Annotated in this window: 27 protein-coding genes; 4 read left to right on the top strand and 23 right to left on the bottom strand. The window is 52.9% G+C overall.

The window, feature by feature from the left end; translation table 11 throughout:
- From MRBLSP13_RS11820 to MRBLSP13_RS11750, 15 genes are all read right to left on the bottom strand, one after another.
- A partial coding sequence (locus tag MRBLSP13_RS11820; RefSeq protein ID WP_363754632.1) for an NlpC/P60 family protein occupies positions 1-791 on the bottom strand: 791 nt, incomplete at its 3' end.
- Positions 791-1,300: a hypothetical protein gene (locus MRBLSP13_RS11815; protein ID WP_363754629.1), complete on the bottom strand. Its 510-nt coding sequence runs from the start codon at positions 1,298-1,300 to the stop codon at positions 791-793. The genes MRBLSP13_RS11815 and MRBLSP13_RS11820, both read right to left, overlap by 1 nt.
- Positions 1,300-1,638, bottom strand: a complete 339-nt coding sequence (locus MRBLSP13_RS11810) for a hypothetical protein (protein ID WP_363754626.1) — start codon at positions 1,636-1,638, stop codon at positions 1,300-1,302. The genes MRBLSP13_RS11815 and MRBLSP13_RS11810 overlap by 1 nt, the downstream gene beginning before the upstream one ends.
- Positions 1,638-4,736, bottom strand: a complete 3,099-nt coding sequence (locus MRBLSP13_RS11805) for a tape measure protein (protein ID WP_363754623.1) — start codon at positions 4,734-4,736, stop codon at positions 1,638-1,640. The genes MRBLSP13_RS11810 and MRBLSP13_RS11805 overlap by 1 nt, the downstream gene beginning before the upstream one ends.
- 248 nt (positions 4,737-4,984) lie before the next feature.
- Positions 4,985-5,332: a hypothetical protein gene (locus MRBLSP13_RS11800; protein WP_363754621.1), complete on the bottom strand. Its 348-nt coding sequence runs from the start codon at positions 5,330-5,332 to the stop codon at positions 4,985-4,987.
- A 53-nt stretch (positions 5,333-5,385) separates the two neighbouring features.
- Positions 5,386-5,832, bottom strand: a complete 447-nt coding sequence (locus tag MRBLSP13_RS11795; RefSeq protein WP_363754619.1) for a phage tail tube protein — start codon at positions 5,830-5,832, stop codon at positions 5,386-5,388.
- 65 nt (positions 5,833-5,897) lie between these two features.
- Positions 5,898-6,248, bottom strand: coding sequence for a hypothetical protein (locus tag MRBLSP13_RS11790; RefSeq protein ID WP_363754617.1), 351 nt, complete (start codon positions 6,246-6,248; stop codon positions 5,898-5,900).
- Positions 6,245-6,595, bottom strand: coding sequence for a hypothetical protein (locus tag MRBLSP13_RS11785; protein WP_363754615.1), 351 nt, complete (start codon positions 6,593-6,595; stop codon positions 6,245-6,247). Before MRBLSP13_RS11785 ends, MRBLSP13_RS11790 begins: the two co-directional genes overlap by 4 nt.
- On the bottom strand, positions 6,592-6,909 hold the full coding sequence (locus MRBLSP13_RS11780) for a hypothetical protein (protein WP_363754613.1): 318 nt from the start codon (positions 6,907-6,909) through the stop codon (positions 6,592-6,594). The genes MRBLSP13_RS11785 and MRBLSP13_RS11780 overlap by 4 nt, the downstream gene beginning before the upstream one ends.
- The gene (locus MRBLSP13_RS11775; protein ID WP_363754611.1) at positions 6,909-7,484 is read right to left on the bottom strand and encodes a DnaT-like ssDNA-binding protein; all 576 of its coding nucleotides are present in this window, start codon (positions 7,482-7,484) and stop codon (positions 6,909-6,911) included. Before MRBLSP13_RS11775 ends, MRBLSP13_RS11780 begins: the two co-directional genes overlap by 1 nt.
- A gap of 79 nt (positions 7,485-7,563) precedes the next feature.
- Positions 7,564-8,799 (bottom strand): phage major capsid protein, encoded by a 1,236-nt coding sequence (locus MRBLSP13_RS11770; RefSeq protein ID WP_363754609.1) that lies wholly within the window; start codon positions 8,797-8,799, stop codon positions 7,564-7,566.
- 111 nt (positions 8,800-8,910) lie between these two features.
- Complete coding sequence (locus MRBLSP13_RS11765; protein WP_363754607.1) at positions 8,911-9,693, bottom strand: HK97 family phage prohead protease; 783 nt, start codon at positions 9,691-9,693, stop codon at positions 8,911-8,913.
- Positions 9,683-11,023 (bottom strand): phage portal protein, encoded by a 1,341-nt coding sequence (locus tag MRBLSP13_RS11760; protein WP_363754605.1) that lies wholly within the window; start codon positions 11,021-11,023, stop codon positions 9,683-9,685. Before MRBLSP13_RS11760 ends, MRBLSP13_RS11765 begins: the two co-directional genes overlap by 11 nt.
- 32 nt (positions 11,024-11,055) lie before the next feature.
- A complete protein-coding gene (locus MRBLSP13_RS11755; RefSeq protein ID WP_363754603.1) occupies positions 11,056-12,480 on the bottom strand; it encodes a terminase large subunit domain-containing protein in 1,425 nt (474 codons plus the stop codon).
- Positions 12,473-13,024 carry a hypothetical protein gene (locus tag MRBLSP13_RS11750; RefSeq protein ID WP_363754601.1) on the bottom strand — a complete coding sequence of 184 codons (552 nt, stop codon included), beginning with the start codon at positions 13,022-13,024 and terminating at the stop codon, positions 12,473-12,475. Before MRBLSP13_RS11750 ends, MRBLSP13_RS11755 begins: the two co-directional genes overlap by 8 nt.
- A gap of 54 nt (positions 13,025-13,078) precedes the next feature.
- Between MRBLSP13_RS11750 and MRBLSP13_RS11745 the strand changes: the two genes are divergently transcribed.
- Positions 13,079-14,329 (top strand): DUF2971 domain-containing protein, encoded by a 1,251-nt coding sequence (locus MRBLSP13_RS11745; RefSeq protein ID WP_363754599.1) that lies wholly within the window; start codon positions 13,079-13,081, stop codon positions 14,327-14,329.
- Between the two features lie 345 nt (positions 14,330-14,674).
- Here MRBLSP13_RS11745 and MRBLSP13_RS11740 read toward each other — a convergent pair whose 3' ends face one another.
- The 4 genes from MRBLSP13_RS11740 to MRBLSP13_RS11725 all read right to left on the bottom strand — a co-directional run bounded on the left by MRBLSP13_RS11740 (position 14,675) and on the right by MRBLSP13_RS11725 (position 16,748).
- Complete coding sequence (locus MRBLSP13_RS11740) at positions 14,675-14,863, bottom strand: hypothetical protein (RefSeq protein WP_363754598.1); 189 nt, start codon at positions 14,861-14,863, stop codon at positions 14,675-14,677.
- Between the two features lie 773 nt (positions 14,864-15,636).
- A complete protein-coding gene (locus MRBLSP13_RS11735; protein ID WP_363754596.1) occupies positions 15,637-16,125 on the bottom strand; it encodes a hypothetical protein in 489 nt (162 codons plus the stop codon).
- Between the two features lie 5 nt (positions 16,126-16,130).
- A complete protein-coding gene (locus tag MRBLSP13_RS11730) occupies positions 16,131-16,391 on the bottom strand; it encodes a hypothetical protein (RefSeq protein ID WP_363754595.1) in 261 nt (86 codons plus the stop codon).
- Positions 16,392-16,427: 36 nt separating this feature from the next.
- Entirely contained in the window at positions 16,428-16,748 is a 321-nt protein-coding gene (locus MRBLSP13_RS11725) for an HNH endonuclease signature motif containing protein (protein ID WP_363754594.1), read from the bottom strand.
- Positions 16,749-17,120: 372 nt separating this feature from the next.
- On the opposite strand from MRBLSP13_RS11725, the gene MRBLSP13_RS11720 reads away from it, so the two are divergent.
- Positions 17,121-17,645 (top strand): tyrosine-type recombinase/integrase, encoded by a 525-nt coding sequence (locus MRBLSP13_RS11720; protein WP_363754593.1) that lies wholly within the window; start codon positions 17,121-17,123, stop codon positions 17,643-17,645.
- A 4-nt stretch (positions 17,646-17,649) separates the two neighbouring features.
- Here MRBLSP13_RS11720 and MRBLSP13_RS11715 read toward each other — a convergent pair whose 3' ends face one another.
- The 4 genes from MRBLSP13_RS11715 to MRBLSP13_RS11700 all read right to left on the bottom strand — a co-directional run bounded on the left by MRBLSP13_RS11715 (position 17,650) and on the right by MRBLSP13_RS11700 (position 19,459).
- Entirely contained in the window at positions 17,650-18,579 is a 930-nt protein-coding gene (locus tag MRBLSP13_RS11715) for a hypothetical protein (RefSeq protein WP_363754592.1), read from the bottom strand.
- A 256-nt stretch (positions 18,580-18,835) separates the two neighbouring features.
- Positions 18,836-19,048, bottom strand: coding sequence for a hypothetical protein (locus tag MRBLSP13_RS11710; RefSeq protein WP_363754591.1), 213 nt, complete (start codon positions 19,046-19,048; stop codon positions 18,836-18,838).
- On the bottom strand, positions 19,041-19,205 hold the full coding sequence (locus MRBLSP13_RS11705) for a hypothetical protein (RefSeq protein WP_363754590.1): 165 nt from the start codon (positions 19,203-19,205) through the stop codon (positions 19,041-19,043). Before MRBLSP13_RS11705 ends, MRBLSP13_RS11710 begins: the two co-directional genes overlap by 8 nt.
- A 29-nt stretch (positions 19,206-19,234) precedes the next feature.
- Positions 19,235-19,459 (bottom strand): hypothetical protein, encoded by a 225-nt coding sequence (locus MRBLSP13_RS11700; RefSeq protein ID WP_363754589.1) that lies wholly within the window; start codon positions 19,457-19,459, stop codon positions 19,235-19,237.
- Positions 19,460-19,636: 177 nt separating this feature from the next.
- On the opposite strand from MRBLSP13_RS11700, the gene MRBLSP13_RS11695 reads away from it, so the two are divergent.
- Entirely contained in the window at positions 19,637-20,044 is a 408-nt protein-coding gene (locus MRBLSP13_RS11695; RefSeq protein ID WP_363754588.1) for a hypothetical protein, read from the top strand.
- Between the two features lie 106 nt (positions 20,045-20,150).
- A partial coding sequence (locus tag MRBLSP13_RS11690; protein ID WP_363754587.1) for a hypothetical protein occupies positions 20,151-20,492 on the top strand: 342 nt, incomplete at its 3' end.

The raw sequence follows: 20,492 nt of genomic DNA, 5'->3' as shown, positions 1-20,492 counted from the left end.
TCAAGCTGCGCGATGTCACAGCAGATGTCTTTCTTCATCGACTTAGGACGCAAAAACTCAATCGACTTACGTTCGATGAACTTCTCTTCGTAGTCGGTCACGTAGATTTCTGAGGCTTGGTCAATCGACTGTGTAAGGAAACGACCATCGCCCAAATAGACAGCGCAGTGGTCATATCGGCCCTTGTTGTTGATCCAGATGGACAGATCACCGGGCCTGCGTTCGTGGCGCTGAATGTCCTTCAAGCCAAGACGCTTTGGTTCAGACCTAAACGGGTCATTCCCTATGTGGCCTTTCGGATATTCATGCGGTTTGCGGTAGCGAGGTATGCGAGGCATATGGACGCCATTCAGGGTGTAGAAGTCCTGAGCGAGCGTCATGCAATCGCGGACGCCCCAAAGGAACTGGCGGCCAAGCAGCGCAGGGATAGGTAAACCGGCGCCCCAGCACTCAGGATAATGGATCGCGTAAATGTGCCCGGTGACAGGGTTAGCGTCGATAGGCACGACGCCCCACGGAACGCCCATAGCAAGCTGAGTGAGCGTATCCTTGTCGCTGGGTTCCTTAAAGCCGTTAGGGTGGCTGTGGAGCAGAGCAAGCGGCTTGCGGGTAAGGACTTCTAAGCGATCTTCGTCACTCAGAGTGAAGCCCTTCATCGGCTCTGCCGCTACATTGTCCAACTGACGCCATTCGTCAGGCCAGATCGCCACGACCGCTTCGCAGGGCCACGCCTTGCCAAATACGGGCACCATCTGCTGCCATAGCTCGTCAGGGAGGAACGGCAGCGCCATTAGAAATTCAGAGTGCTGTTGAGGGCCGGGTAGTCCTCTGTGGTCATCACCACGCCGGGGAACTTCCTCATCGCAAAGTCGATGTGGGTTGCTAGTTCCAAGTCCAGCACATAGCCCTTTTTGCTGACGCGGTTCAGGACATATTTGTATGTCTTGATGATCCCGTTGACGTTGTTGGTCAGAATGTCTTCCTTGAGGATGAGCATTCGCGTCACAGGTGCGCCGGGTGCGAAATTCATATCGCGCAGCATTTCGTAGAGCGCGCCGGAAAAGTCGCCTATCTGGAATGACGGCCTGACCATGTTCTCTCCACCGGACGCGAAGCCACCGGACTGAAAGGGCAGGGGAGTATATTCAAGCCCACGATACACAACGGGGCTGGTTTCAGACGTTGCGCCCTCATAGGTCGTCGTATCCGTGTAACGGGCAATGCCGCCACCGAAGGCCGAGAAATCGATAGTGAGCAGCTGAATGAGGTTTTCGACGTTCAGCGCATGTAAGTTGGGCATTACGAAACCCTCCTCACGCTGATCGAAAGCGAGTGCAGCTTCTTGCCGCCTTCCTCAGTGAACATGGCAGGGCCGTTCAGCTGTATGCGAATCGCACCATTCACCTTGCAAGTGTAGTCGAAAACGCCGTTGAAATTCGTTGACCTGAATAGATCAAGCATCGTCTTGACTTCGTCAGCAGTGAGGTTGCTCCATGCCAGTGTCGCTGTGTCTGTCCACGACCTCCAACCCTTCGTAACTGATGGACGGTAGCCCGCAGCTTGAATTTCAGTTTTCTCAACTTCTGTGTTCCACTGGATAGGAACTGTAAGCATCCCCTGATTAGGTAGTGCGACCATTATTGCCACCCCCTCTTATTTTGTTGGGCTTTGATCTGCCTGTTCTGTTCTGCTTGTATGGACTTGATCGCAGCCAGCGTCATATTGTCCTGAGACTGATTGCCACTCAGGGTGATGTTGTAGGTCGGGTTGAGCGAGACATTGCTTCCACCCATTGCGCGACGGGTCGCAGCATTATTGAAGACCTGACCAGCTGCGCCGAAGCTGACGAGTTCAGGGCCGTTCTCACCGACCATGCGAATGTCGCCGCGACCAACAGAACCGCCAGTTGCGCGGCCGCCGCCGATGCCGAGCGCGCCGCCGATTGCGCCCTTTAACAGTCCGCCGATGCCGCCACCGCCGCCTAGCTTTTCGCCAAGAATGATGGACTTCAAGATCGCTTCGATGAGGCGCTTCATCAGGTCTTGGAAGAACTTACGCATCGCCTGCTTTGGGTTCTCCCAAAGGTCTTGCAGGAAGTTCGATAGCTTCTGAACCTGCTGGTTCTGCCTCTGTAGTCGGACATTCTGCTCGTCTATCTTTGCGATGTTCTCTTCGTTGAGGATCAGTTCTTGACGCTTCGCCTCATTGATGCCCTCAAGCTGCCTGATCTTCTCTATGTTCGCATCGCGGTCGCGGTGTATCTGCTGAATTGCGCGCTCGTCCTCTGCCTTCTCAGGATTGTCGATTGCGAGACGACCATTCTGCGCGTCTTCCAGACGATACTTCTGATCTTGCTCAACGTCCTTCACTGCCTTCTTTGCAGCTTCGGACTTGGCTAGATTGTAGTTAGCAGCGGCCTGCTTATCGATTGCAGCCGTCTGAGCATTTGTAATTGCCAAATCCAGTGGAAGACCTGCACGACGACGAGCCTCGACCATAGCCAGCTGTTCGCCGCTCATGGTCAATTCCTTCTGTGCCTGCTCAAGTTCCTTGAGTGTATCGGCGACCTGCTTGGCGTTCTTGCCCTCCTGTAGCTGCTTCACAAGGTCAGCGATGGACTTCACCTGTTCGTTGGTGAGATCGATTTTGCGAGGCAGACCGGCAGACTCAAGCGCGTCGAGGATTGCTTTCTCTTCCTGCGACACGTTCAGTTCGTTGTATTCGTCCTTGAGCTTCTGAACGGCCTCTGCGTAACGCTTTGCTGCGCGCTCTGCGTCGGTCATGCCCTTGGAAGTCTTCTTGTCTGGATCGGATGCTCCGGAAGCGCGAGGACCGGACCTGCTATTGCTGCGGGCAATATCCTTTTCTACAATCGCTTGTTGCTTTGCTAACTCTGCCTGTCGCTTCTCAGCATCCCTCAGGTTTCGTTCGGCCTGCTGCTGTTGCTGGCGCTGCTTCTGTGTGTCGCGCTCATATGCCTTACCAGCGCCATAGACCGCACCGGCTGCGCCTTCACCGGCCAGACCAGACCATTTGACCGACTCTTCATACTTCCTGCGAGCAATAGAATCTGCCAGTTGCAGTTCTGCCTTTGCGCGAGACAATGCGTTGTTGGCGCAAATCACGTCCCAATCTGCTGAGACTTTCGACGCTTGGATTTTCTTGAGAGTTTCTTCCTTCGCAGCCTTGGTCATTTCGGCCACTTGCATCTCAAACTCAGTCAGCTTCTGAGCCTGCTTTGCCTGCTCCTCCTGTGCCTGAGCATGGGCCTGTGCTGCGCGGGTCGCCTCATCGGTATTGTCGGCCAGTAGGACGAACATCGAAACGAGGGTCGAAATGCCCACAGCGATCGCGGTCAGCGGGTTAGCCAGCAATGCAGCCGTGAATGCGCGAACGCCGACCGTTGCCACGTTAGTAGCGCCTGCGAACGCAACCTGAGCAGCAGCGCCCACGCCGACATTGCGGGCCGTCGCCAGCACGATGCTGCCATTCATCAAGACAGCCTGGCCGAAGGCGCTAGTCCTGATTGCCGCTGCGGCAGCGCCTAGACCGTAAATCGAGAAACCGACTGCCGCGCCGATGGCTACGGCCTTGAGGACGCCGAAATTGTTCTGAATGAACTGAATGGATGAGGAAATGACGCTGTATGCGTTCCTCGCTGCCTCGGCCATCGAAGCAAACACCTCGCGGGCCTGTTGGCCGATCTGTCGGAATGTCGCCTCATTCTCGACTGCGAAGTTCTGGACGTTGACCAGTGCCTCTGCGAGACTGTCACCTAGACCGAAGCCCTTTGCGAACGCGCCGGCCATCGTGACAGCCGTGTTTTTCGCCGCGGTGTTGATGTCTGCGAACGTGACCGGGATCTTGGCAAATTCAGCCTTCAACCCCTGAGTTAGCTTTGGATCAGTCAGCGCCTTAGCGATCACCTCCGAAGTGATCTTACCTTCCTTCGCCAGCTGCTTCAGCTTGCCGCGTGGAACGTCCATCGCGTCTGCGAATAGCTGCATAAGGCGAGGGGCATTTTCGTTGATGGACGAGAATTCGTCACCGGCCAGCTTGCCTGCTGCCATTGCCTGCGAAAGCTGAAGAATTGCCGCCGCGTTCTGACTTGCGCCCTGACCACCGATTTTGAGCGCCATGCCTACGGCGGTCGTGCCAAGCGCAATCTGCTTCTGAGACAGGTTGAGCGTGTCAGCGTTGCGCGCCATTGTGGAATAGAGGTCAGTGACAGCGCCGATGTCTGTTCGCGTCTGACGGGCGATCAATCCAACGTCACGCTGCGCGACGGCGAGATTGCCGGTCTTTGCTGTTGCGAGCGTCAGCTTGGCTTCCATGCTGGATGCCTGATCGCTGAACGACATTGCTTCGCGGGAAACGTCTTTGAGTGCGCCTGCAACGGCAGAAATGCCGCCAACAGCTAGGCCACCAAATGCACCAGCAAGTGCAGCCTTCGCAAAATCACCCGAACGCTTGACGCGCTCCATGTCGGCAACAATCGCTCTGGAAGTAGTGGCGCTTGCTGAACGAGCGCGGGAAAGCTGGCCATCAAGTCCATCCATGAACTTGGAGCGCAACTTGGCATCACCGATGCTCTCTAGGGAACGCTTGATTGTCGCAGTGCTGGTATTGGCGCTACGCTCAAATACCTTGAGCTTACCGACAATAGAATCAATGCCCTTAGAGACGGCTTCTTTGTTGAACTCCGCTGTTAACTCGAAGCCAGTTTGATCGACCATGCTAGTCACCTCCTCGGATATTTAGCGAGAGGATGCAGAACCGAAGGTGGCTTCGCGGCGCTGTCTGATACGACGCGCTGCTTCTGCCGGAGTTACACTCTCACCAGCTTTGTTTTCGGAGGGGTGCATTTGCTGCCAGCTGATGACAGCAAGGAGATATTCAGGCCAACTGGTGCGCCAGATTGACTCTGGCGCAATATGGTTGTTGAACAGATTAGTGTAAGCAACCAAGTGCAGTGGCAAGTCGGTTACTTTTTTTGGGTGTCCTCAGCTGGTTCTAGCTTTTCAACCAGTTCGGTGCCGATGCAGTCGGCAAGGCACTTTGCCAACTTCATCTGAAACTCTTCGCTCAGGAAGTCGTCTAGGCGAGCAAACAGACCGGCATAAATCTCTTCACGAGTGTAAGCAGTGTCGTACTGTAGGTGGAAGAATAGCTCTGCCATTTCCATCTGAGAAGTTGCAGTCTGTAGAAGTGTCAGCGGGTCTTTGCCAGTTGCCTGAAAGAGTGCGTCCAGTGCGCCAAGTTCGCTCCTGATCTTGATGCTGTTACCCTTCCAGTTGAACACGCCGGTTCCAAGTAGGTTCTTCATTGCCATTGTTATGTTCTCCTTGTTGGCAATGACGGGGCCGAAGCCCCGTCACACATTGATTAAGCAGCGCCGTATGGCTCGCCGGTTTCTGGATCGTTCTCGGTAACTGGACCGGAGTTCTTGAGGGTGTAGCTGCCCTCGATAACGCCCTGCGAACCTGCCTTGTTTTCAACGCCGGTCAGAATGAAGCGACCTTCATACCAATCGTTCGCGCCGCTCTTGACCTTGTATGGCCACGACTTGTTCTTCGCAGCAGCAAGATACTGTAGCGAAGGATCAGTTAGAGCGAGGTTGAGAGTGAACTTGAACTCGTAGGACTCGTCGCCGGGTAGCGAGACCTTGCCGTTTTCCTTAGTGGAAACGTCCTGTTCGTCCACAGAGTAGGACATAGTCACTTCGTTTTCGTTGACGATCTTAACGAAATCGATGTCGGAAGTCGCTGAGGCAGTCTTACCGATGTAAACACGGACTTCCTTACCCAGCTTTAGATTTTCAGTAGCTGCCATCGGCAATACCTCACAGTTGTAGTTAATACTGTGGATATTTATGCGTCAGTGCTGAGTTGTGGCTTTTAGAGCCAAGTCTGGCAGTCAAACATAGCGCGATGGATTGTCTCTTCTGAACGATCCAGCCAGCTGCCGCCGATAATAGATTGGCTGCCGTTCAGTGCTGCTTTTAGTCGTCCAGCTAGATCAAAGAATGTGGCTGCTTCCGCGATGCCATTTTTCTCATGCGTGAGATTGATGGTGAACCTGACCAGACTTGCGCCTTTGCTGTCATCAAGATCATACAAGCCATCGACATAGACCGCTGGATGCTGCTTAGGGATGCCAAAGACAATGCGCGCCTCGATAGCCTCTGCTAGAACAGGGTCGCTATCGACGGCAGCTTTCACTCGATCAGACAAATCAATCAGGTTCATTTCAGGCGCTTCCTAAGCGCATCACGAGTGCGCTTGCTTAGTTTTCTACGGGTCTTCTCAAATGCTGGCCTCATGTAAGGCTGGGCCGGTATGTTCTTCTCAACAGAGCCTTCCTCAGTCACTCGCGCATGAGGTGCATCAGCAAACACTCTGACCTGTTGAGGGTTTGCGTTGCCGCCGATACTGTCGTGAAGTTCACCCGTGTCGTAGGGAACAAGCTGCCTAGCTACAGGTAGAAAGTCTTCTTTCACCCAAGTAGTGGCTGCTTCCTCAAATACCTCATGTTCAACAGCATGTTTGATGCTGCCGAGATAGCGAAGCACTGCATCCATGTTCTTTACGCTCATTTCAGCACCACTTCCTGCATAGCTACATTGCCGCCAGCGTATGTCTTCTCGTAAACGCTGACAGTGAACTTCTCGCCAGTGTTCTTGCGGGTCAACTGCGCGCCATTGAGTTCAATGCCGAGCGCGGGAAGAGTAGCAACTAGCTTGCGATCCCACTTGCCTTCACCGGCTGACACATTCTGGCTGTCAATGATTGCATAGGTATCTACTGGACCAGACGCATTGGCATAGAATGAATCAGAAGGGTGCTGTATGGTAACTGGCTCACCAAGTCTCTTGAGAGTGCGTTCAACGCTTGCAGGTATCTTCTTCATTAGACACCCGTCAGCAAGCCACCCTTAAAGCGGCCATACTGTCCAGTTCGCTTGTGAATGTCTGCGCTCTCGCGGATTGCGTTCACGTAGCTGAGTTTGATCTTACCAATCTGAGTGCCCTGCATGTCGCCCTGATTATCACCAACGAGATTACCGCCTTGTTTCTTCAACAAAGCGAGAAGTGCCTGAGCCTCTTTGATGTGCAGAGGAACAACAGTCTCTCCGATGAACTGGTCTGCTGTAGTCGCGCCGTAGAGGTATGGCTTGAAAGCAATCCAGTCCGCATAATCGAAAGGGATGCTCCAACCGGGTTCGCTAGGTGCGCGATAGCCGGGCTTTGGAACGAAACGGCGCGGCCATGCGAGGGTTTGTGCGTCGTCTGTTGGCTCACCGGACCAGTCCCACAGGAAGTTCAGATCGGCAGCAGATTCGATCAAATAGCGTTCGTCTGCTTCTGCCAGCTGGTTCTCTTCGCTCTCACCAGACATGAAGCTAGCCGCCATCGTCAGAAGCAGCGCATTCGCCTCACTCAGAGTGATGTATGAATTCTGGCTCTCGCCTGTTGTAACGATCATTGGCGACCTCTTATTGTTTTAGGTATTTAGTCGCTGCTCATGGTGATAGGGCGAGTTGCCTCGCCCTATCTTGAACCAATTAAGCTGCTGGCTTCTTGTAGAGGCCGCGCAGACCGTTGTAGTTCACGATGGACGAAGAAGTCCTACGCGAAGCACGGGTCTTGACGAAACGCTTGTCGGTGTATGGATCGCTCAGGAACATAGTGCCCTGTGCGTCTGCGATAACAACCGAAGAGCGGAAGTCGCCTGCGACTGCAATTGGAGCGTCCACAGCGTCAGCGAACTTAGCGAAGTGATCGCTAGTGCGTAGGCCAGTGTTCCAGATGCGAGCAGCGAAGCCATCCTGAACCGAACCGACCGAAAGCAGGTAACGGCCTTCTTCGTCCTTGAGGGTCAGAATGCGCTTAACGAGGTCACGCGAGGTTAGGACAACAGCGTTATCAGCGTAACGGTCGTGAAGCGAGGTCAGCAGGTCGATGATGTCGTCTGCGGTAACAGCGGTAGCCGAAGCAGTTTCAACACCTGCCAGCGAACCAACGACGTTGGTGTATTCGTCAACGCCAGCAACTAGCTTGGTCTGCTTTAGGATACCGTTCTTAACGGTCGAAACACCGCCGATGGTCTGACCAAGTGCGTTCTGGAATTCACCGTTCAAGAACACATCACTTTCCTTCTCGTCCAGCGATGCGAGAATGTCCTGCACAATGCCTTCCATCAGGTTCACGTTCTCGGCACCGTTTGCTGCCCAGACAGTGATTAGCTCTTCTGCGTCGATTTCAGTGAAAGTGTGCTGGATGGTGTTATACTGAGGAGCAGGGCTGGTGTTGATCGCGCCCATTTCAGTACGAGTGCCAGCAGTGCCCTGAGTGGTCTTGAATGGAGTCACGAAGCCCATGCCAGTAGCAGCGCGCACGGAAGCAAGCTGACGAACTGGCGAACCCTTACGGTTCAGCGGGTTGACCATGTTGCCGAAGACCTTAGGCAGAAGGATACCACCTTCGGAAAGAACGCCAAGCGATGCCTGATCGCCAACAGCCTTCACATATTCACGACCGTCAGTGCCAGTGGTCAGAGCCTTGGAACCAGCGCGGAGATATTCTGCGAATGCTTCCTTGGTCAGTTCAGCAGCGTCAGCAGTCGAAGTTGCGACAGCTGGGGTAGCAGCAGATGCTACAGCGTCTTCAAGTGACTTGAAACGAGCATCAAACTCAGTTTCCATTCGGGTAATCTGTTCAGTGCGAACTACGTCCTGCACATTCTCAGCAACAACTTCACGAATATCGTGAAGCAACTTGTCCATATTTTCTACAGCCATTATCGGCACCTCATTATTATTATTGTTCTCGGTGGCCGTTGAATGCTGTTTGCGGTTCAAGTAGCCGAGGGGCGGTCTAGTCGTTGCTAGATGCCCGTTTTGTTGTTCTATTTATTTCTTGAGCGACCTACGAAGGCCATCTTTGAGGAAAGCGAACTGAATAGCTTCCTTGACCTGTTCAGCGTCAATTGCAGCTTCTTGCTCAGTAATTACATCTGCGACCCACTCTTCTAGAGCTTCACTTGCTGATTCTGCTGCGTCCGCAACAGCCTTAATTACGTCAGCAACGCCCTCAGGCTCCTCAGAAAGGCCCTCGTCGGCATCAGCAGTGCGCTGGGCTAGCAAGTTGCTCTTGAACTCCTCAATGAGCGCCATTTCCTCATCGCTGAACTCAGGTGCATCAACACTCTTCACTCCGAGTGGTAGTGCTTCCTCATTGCAGGGCTGGCTCACAGCGGAAATCTCAGTCAAGCGCAGTTGCTTCAAGCGAGTAATAGGGCGACCGTTGCTTAGTCGCTCCTGAGATTCTTGTAGGACGTTGAAGCCGAACGAGAAGCCACCTAAAGCGCCCATCTTGAGCAGTTCTCGAGCCTCTTGGCCGCGTGGAGTAGGGGCGAACTGTGCGCGGAAAAATAGACCCTTCTGGTCCTCGCGTAGTTCTACGATCTTGCCGATGATCTCGTGCTTGTTATGCTGCCAGCAGAACAGCACCTTGTCGCCGCGTTCAGCGATAGTCTTTGTGAATGCGCCGCGTTCAACAATCTCGCCGTGCTGATCGATATTGCCAAAGATACTCGCGTAACCCTCGACCTCACCGTTTCCATTCTCAGAAACGGACTTAACAGCATGTTCAAAAGATAGTGCCTTTGTGCGTGGCAGGTTCTTATTGTTCATTCTTATCACCTCGATTGCCAGCATCGGCATTGAAAGCTACTGGTCCCTTTGGCTTCTCCTCAGGCTGTCCCATATTTACGTCCGCGCCTACGAACTCAGCGTCTTCTGCTGCTGCTTCGTAACCAAGAGCGGCCCTGATCTCGTCGGCGGTAAAGCACTTCATCTGTGCCATCTTAGAAGCGCGCTCTAAGCGGTCTTCTTCCAAGTGTGGTGCGCTGGCTTCATCGACTGTGATTTCTGCATTTGGGTCAATGTAGAGTTGCAGACCAACTTCTAGCTGGCCGATTAGCCAGTGGGCTTCTGGACCTATGAAGTTGCGGTAGAATATCTTGTCCATGCCACGCGCATTTGCGTAGGTGGACTGGCTTGCGTTGATTAGTTCAGCGGGAACTTGGAAAGCCGCGCAGATGTCCTGCTTCATCTCAGCGCGGGCTTCGAGAATTTCCATTTCAGCTAGGGTCAGCTGCGCCGCATTGAATTCGACGCCAGCTGGCAGAACATGCGCCTGTCCATCGGGGTTGAGCGCAGTCATTTGCGTCTTCAACTTCGCAATATCTGCGTCGGTAGGGTCGCCCTTGACCTGAAAATAGCCTGCTTTGGTGCCGCCAGCCCGGAATTTGCCCGCCATTGCGCGGTCGATCGCGTTCATGACGTCGATAGCAGCAAGGGCGCTTTCACCGGCCCCCACGCCCTTTGTGGCCGTCAGAGGGTCGAAATAGCGGATATGCTGCAATCCGCCCCTGACGATGCTCTCACTGGCGCCATTTCGCTTTAGTACGCGGGTAGTCTTGCCCGTTCTGTCATATTCAAATGTGAAATCGGGCTTTTCGGTCTGCGATGGTTTGTAGAGATAGCGGCTATTCTGAACGTCATTAGTGACAAGATCAGGGCGCAAAGTGTGGAGTTTAGGGCTGTTTGGAACGGTGTTGTCCCAAAAGAAGTAAACATCGCCGCCGATAGATAGGTGGATTTCAGCATCATTGAGCAGAACTTGAATGGTTCCGTCACGATGGTTAGGGCGCTTGAGTAGCTCCTTGACGGCTTTGTTCCCCCCGACATACTTGATGTCGATATTTGCGATGGCCTGAGCGCGCTTTAGAACACATGCCTTCGCAGTGGCGTTCTTATAGATCGCTTTGACACGCTTGCTGTAGTCAGCAGGGTCGGTCCATGTGATTTCAAGGGGAGACAAGCTGAAACCACCGGCATACTGATTGCGGGGTTCATACTTGCCGTAGTCTAGTTCCTTTTGCCGCTCGAAGGCCGCTGTCACGCTACCGCGAACAAGCTCTTCTAGATCAGCAGTCTTATTTTTTCCAAAGATACCCATGCGGCCCTCTCAGCTTTATGGGTATTTATTGGTTAGTAGTGGAACACAGGTGCATTCACGGACCAGAGTTCAAAGCTGCGCTTCTTGTTGTCCTGATACCAGTTTAAGCCATTCACTAGAGCGTCAACACGGTCAGGAGATTCATTCTTGCTTGCTTCCACTTCGTAGAATGCGTCCATCTGCTGATGAAGGTCGGGCATTGATCGGAAGTGGACGACTTGCTTGTCCTCATAGAGCAGCTGAGCGCGCTGAGCGCGGGCGATCTTGCCACCAGTGTGCTGGTTCTGCTGCTTTGGCTCGACATAGACACCGGGGCAAACGGCTTGAATGTCCTGATCTGCGTCCTGATGCACGTTGGTTTCGACCAGAATACGGTCGCCGTCGCGCATATATTCGCGCTTGATTTCGGCAACGCGAGCAAGCCACTGCGCCTTTCGTTCGGGCGCTTTGTTAGTGAAATCAGCTAGAATCCAGTAGCGATCACCCCGTTTGCCGATCAGAATGATGCCGGTGAGGTCGCGCTTGCCGCCGGGGTCGATGGACAGCAGTAAGCTGTCCATCTGTGCGATGATGTCACTCAGAGTGGTCGTGCCTTTGCGATCCTGAACCAGAAGATCGAGTTCATCGACCGTCCAGAGCTTGTCCGTTTCCTCGATCCATTCGCCTAGATACTCTTCACGCGAGCGTTGACTGCCCTGATCCACATCGCGCTGCCATGTCTGCAATGCGCGTTCGTCCAGGCCGAGGGTATTGGAAAAGGATGTTGCAACGCTGGTGATCGTTTCCGGCTTCGCCTCAATGGCTCGAACCCATTTCTGCGAGGAAATAGGCGAGGTCGTTAGAATCATACGGTTGCCGCATGGGTGTCTGTTACGCAGCGTGGAATCGAGGTTCTTGAAGCTCTCTTCTGACTTCCACTTCGCCAGCTCGTCGCCCCAAGCCCAATAAAGGGAAGGGCCACGGATGCTCTGCGGATCATCTGAGGTGTAAATGAGCGCCTTGCTACCGTTGGGCCAAACGACCGTAGCGGTTCCGCTGTAATAGCGTGGCTTGAAGTCAGCTGGCGCTGTGTTGAGGATGCCGCTCTCGCCTTCAATCATAACGGCGCGAACGTGCTGTGACGTTGGGCCAATCAACATGCCATCCAGACCCGGATAGACGTAGCGGGCAAGCAAATTGACGTTTGTGCTGGCCGCGTGTGTCTTACCAGCGCCACGGCCCATACGCAGGAACCAGTAGCGCCACATCAGCCCGGCTTCGGTCAAATCGTCCAAGCGCGGCATGAACTGGTGCGGCTGTAACGCGAACGCCGGATCGGTCATGGTCGCGATGACTTGCTCGCGATCCTCGTCAGGAAGAGTGTTTACCCACTCCCAATAGCGATCGATGCCCAGCGTTAGGGTCTGATCGTGTAGAAAGTCGATTAAGTCCTGATACTCAGACAGTGCCTTACTCACCGTCCACCTTGGGCTTGCCGCCCTTCATGGCTTCGCGCTTGGCTTTGTTCTGAAGCATTTGCTCCTGAAGAGCGCGACCCTTCAGCAGTTGGTCAGTCTTCTTCGCTTCTAGCTGGCGTTCGCGGTGAACCAGTTCGTCAATGCGCTTCTGTTCCTCGTGGAGCAGTTTTGCGAGCGCGACGAGGTTCTTTGCCCTCTGGTTGCTCGTCTGGTCGCCAAACGCAATTTCATAGAGCAAGTAGTCCTGAACTGTGTCGATGTTCTCTTTGAAGCTCTCAGGGGCAATCCGACCGGCATGAATGGAGCGGATTTTGCGCTGCATGTCGGCAGCAGGATCGGGGAAGGTCGTAGCCGGATTGCGTGTCTTGTATGTGGCAACCTGATTACCGGCGAGTTCAGACGCGATAAGCGCCTTAGCTTCCTTGGGGTCGTTCAGGATCGTCACACCGGGATCGCGACTGCCCGGCTTGCGGAAAACGGAGCGGTCCTGAGCATCGAAATGGCGCTTGGCCTGCTCAGGCGTGGGAAAGTCATTATCATCCATGCCGATATTTAGCGGACGGCTGGAAATTCCCTGTTTTCAGGTTATGTGAGGGAAATGACGATACCTGCCAAGCTCTATAAATACTGCCCTGTTGGCCCCTATTCGCTTCGCGCTATTGTACACGCGGAAGTAAACCATTGCGCGCCATCGCTGTTCAATGATCCCTTGGACTGCAACCCTACGCTGCAAATCGACAATGGCCCGGATGAGCTTATAAATCTGCTTCGGGTGATGCGATCGCATGAGGACACCCCATCTTTTGAAAATCGGATCAGCGCACTCTATTTCTTGGCCGGTAGTGCAGACCTTCCTGAGCAGCGCGAGCAGAACTTCTGCCGCCTGATAAGCCGGGAAATACTGCAAGGCTTGCAGGAGGACTTAGGCCAGCGAGGCGTCCTATCGCTTTCCAAGAATTGGGATAAACCGCTTATGTGGAGCCATTATGCAGATCAGCATAAAGGCATCTGCATCGAGTATAGTACGAAGAACCACAACTTCCCCAATCTGGGCAAGGTGAACTACAACAGCCGACGCTCGATCAGCGCCAACGATCTCTATCGATGGAAGGTCAGGGGGGACAAGGCCGCTGCGAAGCGCGTTTACAACACCTACTTCTTCTCAAAAGCGCCTGAGTGGGGCTATGAGGAGGAATGGCGGGACATTGCGGACAAAGCTGGTGTCCACCACCGGGAGTTCGAGATTACAGCAATCTACTTTGGTATCCGCACTGATCCAGTTTGGGAGAGTGCAATCGTCAAGATGCTGAACAAGGATCGAGACATAAAGCTGTTCAAGGTAAGCCCGGGTGAAGAACACTTCGAGTTGCTAGCTGATGAAGTCGACCGGCAAAAGATCGAAGAGCAAGGTATCGCTCAGCCCAACAGGGCTATCATAGACATGCTCAACAAAAAGCCTTCTCGCGTGGTCGAATTGGACAAGCAGCAAAGTGCCGCAGGCAGTGTTCTCGCTGGTCTCGCAAGGCTGGGCGATCCTATGTTCACTATTCCCGATCCCTTGCTGACAGGAAGCGCAAGTGGAGCAGCATCAAGGGCGATAACGCAGGCTCTGGCAGGAAGTACGGTTATAAGGCCGGATGGCATCGAGAGCCATGCCGCGAAGGCGATTAGGCAAGCGGTGGAGGGCTTCGGTACTCAGATGAAACACGAGGACAATGCAAGCCGGATACTCCGGGAAGCAGTTGAGGGCCACGCTGCGAAACTCAAAACCGAAACGACGGCTGAGCGGTTGTTGCGTGAAGCTGTTGGGGACGTTGCGAAGGGAAAGAAGGGTAAAGCGCAGTTCTAACTTGGCAGAACTGTTTGCCTGGGGCGCAATCTCAACTACGAGAGCAATGTCGCTTGACAGTTTTTCTGGCGTCGGTAAAATCGGAGAGTAGCGACGTTATACGTTCGACTGCCTGAGGGCTAAAGGCCGCAAGTCGGTTATTGAGTTCTTGGGAAGGCGGCCTTTAGCCCTCAGGCAGTCGAAGGCTGCGGTGCTCATTTTCTCGGCGGCATTCGAGATTGCGTGGCGCGCCCGCTGGGCGATTTTCGATGCACTCAATTTCATTTTGCCGGACCTCCTCAAGACCTTTTTGATAGAAGTTATTTTATACTTCTTGAAGTAATTAGTCCAGTAAAACAGAGTAGTTCATAGCACTAAAGCAAATGTCAGCTTGAACAAGGTGGCGTTGTGATCGTCCGCTATAAGGATTTCATCGCGGCCATGTCTCATCCAGCCATTCCCTTGATGGCCGATGTTTTCGAGCAGCCATTCCAGAACCCCCTGAGTGACGCCGAACATGGGCTGAAACGCATATGGGTAGCTGCTGTTGGTCATGCGCTCCCGTAACCGACTAATGGAAGAGTGCAAGCGGTTCAGGGTGTTTTCCTACAGAAAAATATGGAAAGCACTAAGCACCCTTCAAACACCGCTCTCCAAGGCTATGTTCGGCGTTCCCACAGTCACCCTTGGTGTCAACAGTTATCTCACCATGGTATGATATTGCTACATTATTCACACCTAGAAATGCGACGAGTTGTTGAGATAGTGGCTGACTTTGCTCTTATTCCTTGTATGTTGATAGAGTAGTAGAGTATGTCACATCACTAGCGCGACTAACTACCTCCACAACCACTCCTGCTGTTGTCCTACAACAACACCTCCACACCAGAGTAGAAATAATTGTGGCATTGTCGCTTTTCTACTCGCTTTGACAATAGACGATGCTACTATCTAAGTGTGGGAGTATGAGTATCTAGAAGCCGCTAGGCATAGCCTTTATCAGAAGAGTTAATGACGCTGGCACACACTCAATACAGTGGCAGTTAGCGTCTATACTCTAGTGGCTGACTACGATAGTAGTCCAGCAGAGTGATAGTAGAATACACTCAGAGTGATACTGGACTCTAAAGACATTCTCACTAACTCTGAGTTGCGGCTGAAAAGCGATTATCTTCCACAATTGAATAAAAAGAATGTGGAAATATGAGAAAAAGGTGTTGACAGGGTAGGATCTAGGGGAGGCGAAACGTCTTGGGTAGAGCCTCTATATCTAGTGCCTACATCTATAACTCACAACAAATGCCATACTGCTACTGTATCAACCCACATTAAAGGGTTCTTCCAGTTCTCTTCCATAACTGGTTACGCAGCTTAGTGAGTTCCTGTCTCTGGCTTCTGCTTGTGCGTTCAGCTTTCTCTCTTCCGATACGGCTTCTTGCTGCTGCTTTCTTTGTTTGCCTGACCTCAGTCTGTAAGTCGCTTACTCGGCTTTCCAGCTTTGCTACAATGTCAACTAGCACGTTGATTGCTTCTTCCATCTTCTGGTTATGCGCTGCAACTTCCACTGTGTATGCCATTAGAGCAATCGCGTTGGCTACAGCTGGTTCCTTTAGATAGTTTGTTAGTCTCACTAGGCTGACACCCAACTCACTAGCTATTGCTCTCTTTGTATATCCCTTGCTCGCTAGCTCATTGATGTTTGCTTTGTCTTCCTCTGTGAGTTCAGCTGTAACGGGATGGCCGAACTTATTGAGTATCACATTGCCTTTGTCGTCCAGAAGTAGCTTTGGCTTTTTTGGAGGAGGAGTCTGGGGCATAGGCGTTATCGCTTTAATGTCTTGGCTAGTTCGCGCAGGTCACATAGGGCTTTCAAGCGGCTCTGAGTTTGAATGAGATTGACTTCGGTCTCTTTGATTGCACTCTTGAGTCCGTCTGGAATGCGGATGCCATTCTCGCGGAAGTCTTCTTCTTGACTCTTTAGTTCGTTTGTGTCCGTGCGTAGTTGTGCGAGGGCTTCTGCTGCGGTCTCTATCTCACGATTTAACGCTAGTTGCCCGTGTGGGAAGTGAATTAAGTTGCTCATGTTTGTTCTCCCGGTTTGTCTGCATATTTACCGGGATCAGCGATTGAGGCGTTTAATCAGCGCAGTCAGCTTATCGCTTTGTTCATTCAGCTTTGCGGAGGTTTGTTTCGCGGCTGCTTCTTCCTTAGGCGACCTTCTGCCGAGATTACATTTCTGACAGCTGGTTACGAGGTTATCTGAGCGATTGTTTGTGCGGGTCCAGTCCAAATGATCTACTTCAACAGCAGACCATTCGAGTTCCACATTGCACCAGTTGCAAGTCTGAGTGCCTGCGCCATATTTGTTGTATGCAACGCGGCGATGTTCAAGGACTAAACCGTTTGACATAGCCAGCGGGTGTTCAGGTGCCCAGCCCATTATGTAGCCATCGCCGTTTGTAGTGAGTTTTCTTGGGATAAGAATAGGCGCGAGTTTTCCATCTGCTATCTTCGCGTTTCGTCGTGTTCGGAATTGTGTGCGGTAGCATGTCGTGCAGAGTGTGCCATAAGTGCGAGTGTTGCTGCACCCATGTTCGCTACATGGGCGGGTCCGATATTCCACATTATAATGCTTCAAGCACTTGCCAAGGGATCGTGCTTCATCTTCGCAGCCGGGCACTTTGCAGGGGGAGGAGTTCTTTTTCTTGCTCACCCCGTACTTAGTTGGTGAGATATCCTGTTCTGCGTGTCACTCTTTGGATGACGTCATGGAGATGTGATTTTACATAGTTGGGGAAGGAGACAGTGAACTATGAAAGCCCCGATCCTCACTGATGCACAATGGAACAAGATCGCTCTTCACGTAGAGACGATGAAGCGTCCAGAGCATTACCGACTGCTGCTTGTTTTGGTTCGGAAACTCGGATTGCGCCCCATGGAACTAGCAGGGCTTGAGAGCAGCTGGTTTCGCGGAGGAGAGTTGCGTATCCCGCTAGGGCATTCAAAAGGCGGCTCAGGTCGCTCTCTGCCTGTCTCTGCTGACATTCTCGACGCGGTTTACCTGCATATGGGAGAACGCAAGGGCAGGGTGTTTCTGAACCGCGAGGGCTATCCATTCTCTGCACATCAAATGTCCGCTAGCGTTCGGCGCTTGATGGGAATGGCGGGCGTTGAGGGTTCTGCTTATTCGGGTCGCCGGGGCATGGCTACGAGGATGGTGGAGCAGGGCGCCAGCATGAGGGTGCTGCAAAAGGCATTGGGCCACCGACATCTACAGACGACGATGGCCTATGCAGAGGTTTCAGATTCGATGCTGCGTCAGGCCCTTTTCGGGTAAACTGCTATTTCAGCAGCAAGGCGACCAGCAGGCCAGCGATCACCCACAAAACAGTCTGCGATTTTTTCACCTTCTCGCCCAAGGCCGTGACCTGCTTTATCAGCAGATCAGATTGGTTGCGCTGATGCGCCTCAGGGTCAAACGCTTGGTAGTCGTCGTCTGGCGCGTCAACATCAGGTTCAGCCTGAGGCTGAGCAATCTCGGTTTTCCGCCGCGACAGAAGGGTGAGGTCAAATTCATTCACGTTGCCGAGTTGTGGCAACTTGATGTCCAGCCCTTCTGGCAGCTGGACTTTGTGATCTTTGGCGCTGCTTAGGATTTTGACGGAATCCGTCGATATGCTGGGCGACCAATCCGAATAGAAGCCATCAACGCCGCCGATCCGCACGGTGGCAATGTCAAAATCACGACTCTTGATCCGTTCAACCAAGCGGTCGAACCGGGCCTTCGAAACCGTCATATAGACCTGAAGGCTATCGTCAGGTGTCTCATCACGAAAATCGATTTCCATGGTGTAGCTGAGACTACCCCAAACACGACAGGTTTCCTTCTCGTCATCTGAGCATTGGATATACAGCCCGAACGATGTGACATGCCGCTTCGTGCCCAACATGGAGTAGCTGGGCGCCCATCGCGGGTCTTCATTGTGGTAGCCGGGGCGAAGCTCAGCGCGAATGAATTCGCGCTCAATAAATTGAGACGGCTGCTCTGGCGGTTCATCGTTTCCTCGCCAGTGCCGTTCACCCAATAATGTGCTGTGGGAATGGGTGAACTCCGTTGCGGTGAAATTGAGCGACCAGTCCCAAGGGATGAGATCCCGTCCGACCTTCTTCCCATCCTCGTCAATTTCTTGAAGAGACCACTTGTATAGGTTCTTGAATTCGGAATCGTCGGAATACCGGACGCTGTAATCTAAGTGGTAATCCAACGCCATGCTCTATCCCCCAATCGATTTCCGTTGCGTATCAGGGGCCTACGGGTCTGCCAAGAGGAAGTCATGAGCAAGGACCGAGTTTCCCCGGTCCTTGGGCTATTTCTCAGCTTCACCACCAATTACCCATAAGTGCGATGCGGCAGCGTTAACTCGTATGGGGGCGGCTTCAATGTGTTTGGGCGGGCGCCCTCAACCCCTAGCAGCTAAGACCTTTCAGGACCGTGATCCACCGGACCCCTTTAAGGATGCATCACACTTAGCCCTTAGGCTTATTCTTTGCTTCGGCTTCCTCTGCTGCTTTCAGCGCGGCAGCTTCCAGTTCAGCTGTAGCTTTGCTGACTTCTACGACGCGCTGCCAAACAGCCCCAACGGTTGGAAGGTCTGGACCCTCGAACGCGCCCTTCTTAGACGCAGCAGCGATGATCTGTAGGATGGCATCTAGTTCATTCAGGCTGAAACGATTAGACATTTGCTTCACCGCCCTTCTTAGCAGCTGGCTTTGCAGCCTTAACGGCAGCAGCCCTCATATTGGTGATGTCTGCGAGTGTGGCGTTCAGCTGAGCAGCGAGGCGGTCAACTGTCGCCCTCAGGTCATTAATCTGATCTTGTAAGTCTTGCTTGGACATTGTCTGTCTCTCCTTATAGTTTGTTTCGTCTATTTACCGCTTATCACCGCCGCGATTGTCTCAATAGCTTTGTAGAACACGGCAGAGTATCGTGGATCGTTGGTGATCTTCTGCACATGGTAGCGTGACAAATCCAGTTCATCGCTGATCGTCTGATTGGAAATGCCGATTGCTTTGCGGGCTGCAACCTCCTGAATGAGATCGTCCGTTACGAGCTTGTATTGCTTGCGGGCTTTGCGGGCTTTGCGGGTCATGCAGCTTTGTTCTCCTTGTTTGTGTGTCTCCTTATTTATGCAGAGTTGCAGATTAAGAGGGCCGAGCCACACCAGAAAACCTGATTGTCAACGTCACTCTTCGGTAGGAATGGAGAACAACTGGTAACATACGATTGAAGCAGGGCAACAAGGCGCTGCGTAGATCGGAGATACGAAATGGCTAACTTCAACCCCAACATGATCGTCCCTGCTGCTAAGTCGGCTGAATTTGCCGGAGTAGGGGAACAGGGTCGGACTGCTAAGGCGATCCTCATTGACGGCATCAACAAGCAAATCGAGTTGTTCAAAAACCCCAAGGAAGCCGGTCGTCGCTGGTTTCAGATCGGCCAAAGTGAGGTCTGCCTGACACTCCGAGTGAACAACAAGCCGCTGCCCATCGTGGGCAATGAAACAAAGGTCGTTGTTCCGCTTGACCACTTTGAGGACGCGATGAAGCACCTCAAGGGCTTGGTCGAGAAGGGTGATCTTGATGCGGCTTTGAAGACCGCTGACGAGGGCATTGCTATTCGGCGTGAGAAGCTGCGGACAACGCGAGCATCGAAGAAGGCTGAGAAGACCAAGTAAGCAGCTTCAACCTCACACATACAAGGGCGGCCATTGTGTCGCCCTTTTTATTGACTTGTTAATCTGAGTAGGTCAGGAAGTGCGCCACACAGTTGGGAGCAGTTCTATGGCCGTCGATCTTTCACGCTTCATCGACAACAATCTCAAGTCCGAGTTCCAAGCCAAGGCGTATGATGTCTCAAAGGATCGTGCGAAGCTGGTTGCTCGGTTCAGCAAAGCAGCTGAGCAGTTCCCCAACGGCAGGGGGCCGAACAAAATCTGGAAGCTACAAAATGGCATCGTTGAAGTGCGTGTGCCTTTGGGTTCTGGTGCGCTGAACATCGGCGGGTCCACGACCAACTATGTGCCAGAAGGCCAGTTCAAGGGTTTTGTCTCTGCACTGATCGAAGCCGCAGAGGCCGGTGAGTTCGATGGGGCACTCAAAGCAATCCAGACAGCCCCTCAGGCT

This window comes from Sphingobium sp. LSP13-1-1.1, from assembly GCF_040676415.1.
Taxonomy (GTDB): Bacteria; Pseudomonadota; Alphaproteobacteria; order Sphingomonadales; family Sphingomonadaceae; genus Sphingobium.
The sequence above is the reverse complement of the archived record's forward strand: the minus strand, read 5'-3'. Positions and strand labels throughout refer to the sequence as shown.

Coding starts and splice junctions, on each gene's coding strand:
- MRBLSP13_RS11775 (WP_363754611.1), bottom strand. CDS start 7,484: ATGATCGTTACAACAGGCGAGAGCCAGAATTCATACATCACTCTGAGT.
- MRBLSP13_RS11740 (WP_363754598.1), bottom strand. CDS start 14,863: ATGACCAACAGCAGCTACCCATATGCGTTTCAGCCCATGTTCGGCGTC.
- MRBLSP13_RS11815 (WP_363754629.1), bottom strand. CDS start 1,300: ATGCCCAACTTACATGCGCTGAACGTCGAAAACCTCATTCAGCTGCTC.
- MRBLSP13_RS11735 (WP_363754596.1), bottom strand. CDS start 16,125: ATGCCCCAGACTCCTCCTCCAAAAAAGCCAAAGCTACTTCTGGACGAC.
- MRBLSP13_RS11745 (WP_363754599.1), top strand. CDS start 13,079: ATGACGATACCTGCCAAGCTCTATAAATACTGCCCTGTTGGCCCCTAT.
- MRBLSP13_RS11715 (WP_363754592.1), bottom strand. CDS start 18,579: ATGGCGTTGGATTACCACTTAGATTACAGCGTCCGGTATTCCGACGAT.
- MRBLSP13_RS11750 (WP_363754601.1), bottom strand. CDS start 13,024: ATGGATGATAATGACTTTCCCACGCCTGAGCAGGCCAAGCGCCATTTC.
- MRBLSP13_RS11695 (WP_363754588.1), top strand. CDS start 19,637: ATGGCTAACTTCAACCCCAACATGATCGTCCCTGCTGCTAAGTCGGCT.
- MRBLSP13_RS11760 (WP_363754605.1), bottom strand. CDS start 11,023: ATGGGTATCTTTGGAAAAAATAAGACTGCTGATCTAGAAGAGCTTGTT.
- MRBLSP13_RS11800 (WP_363754621.1), bottom strand. CDS start 5,332: ATGGCAATGAAGAACCTACTTGGAACCGGCGTGTTCAACTGGAAGGGT.
- MRBLSP13_RS11805 (WP_363754623.1), bottom strand. CDS start 4,736: ATGGTCGATCAAACTGGCTTCGAGTTAACAGCGGAGTTCAACAAAGAA.
- MRBLSP13_RS11810 (WP_363754626.1), bottom strand. CDS start 1,638: ATGGTCGCACTACCTAATCAGGGGATGCTTACAGTTCCTATCCAGTGG.
- MRBLSP13_RS11790 (WP_363754617.1), bottom strand. CDS start 6,248: ATGAACCTGATTGATTTGTCTGATCGAGTGAAAGCTGCCGTCGATAGC.
- MRBLSP13_RS11780 (WP_363754613.1), bottom strand. CDS start 6,909: ATGAAGAAGATACCTGCAAGCGTTGAACGCACTCTCAAGAGACTTGGT.
- MRBLSP13_RS11720 (WP_363754593.1), top strand. CDS start 17,121: ATGAAAGCCCCGATCCTCACTGATGCACAATGGAACAAGATCGCTCTT.
- MRBLSP13_RS11730 (WP_363754595.1), bottom strand. CDS start 16,391: ATGAGCAACTTAATTCACTTCCCACACGGGCAACTAGCGTTAAATCGT.
- MRBLSP13_RS11705 (WP_363754590.1), bottom strand. CDS start 19,205: ATGTCCAAGCAAGACTTACAAGATCAGATTAATGACCTGAGGGCGACA.
- MRBLSP13_RS11795 (WP_363754619.1), bottom strand. CDS start 5,832: ATGGCAGCTACTGAAAATCTAAAGCTGGGTAAGGAAGTCCGTGTTTAC.
- MRBLSP13_RS11770 (WP_363754609.1), bottom strand. CDS start 8,799: ATGGCTGTAGAAAATATGGACAAGTTGCTTCACGATATTCGTGAAGTT.
- MRBLSP13_RS11710 (WP_363754591.1), bottom strand. CDS start 19,048: ATGTCTAATCGTTTCAGCCTGAATGAACTAGATGCCATCCTACAGATC.
- MRBLSP13_RS11785 (WP_363754615.1), bottom strand. CDS start 6,595: ATGAGCGTAAAGAACATGGATGCAGTGCTTCGCTATCTCGGCAGCATC.
- MRBLSP13_RS11725 (WP_363754594.1), bottom strand. CDS start 16,748: ATGGGCTGGGCACCTGAACACCCGCTGGCTATGTCAAACGGTTTAGTC.
- MRBLSP13_RS11700 (WP_363754589.1), bottom strand. CDS start 19,459: ATGACCCGCAAAGCCCGCAAAGCCCGCAAGCAATACAAGCTCGTAACG.
- MRBLSP13_RS11765 (WP_363754607.1), bottom strand. CDS start 9,693: ATGAACAATAAGAACCTGCCACGCACAAAGGCACTATCTTTTGAACAT.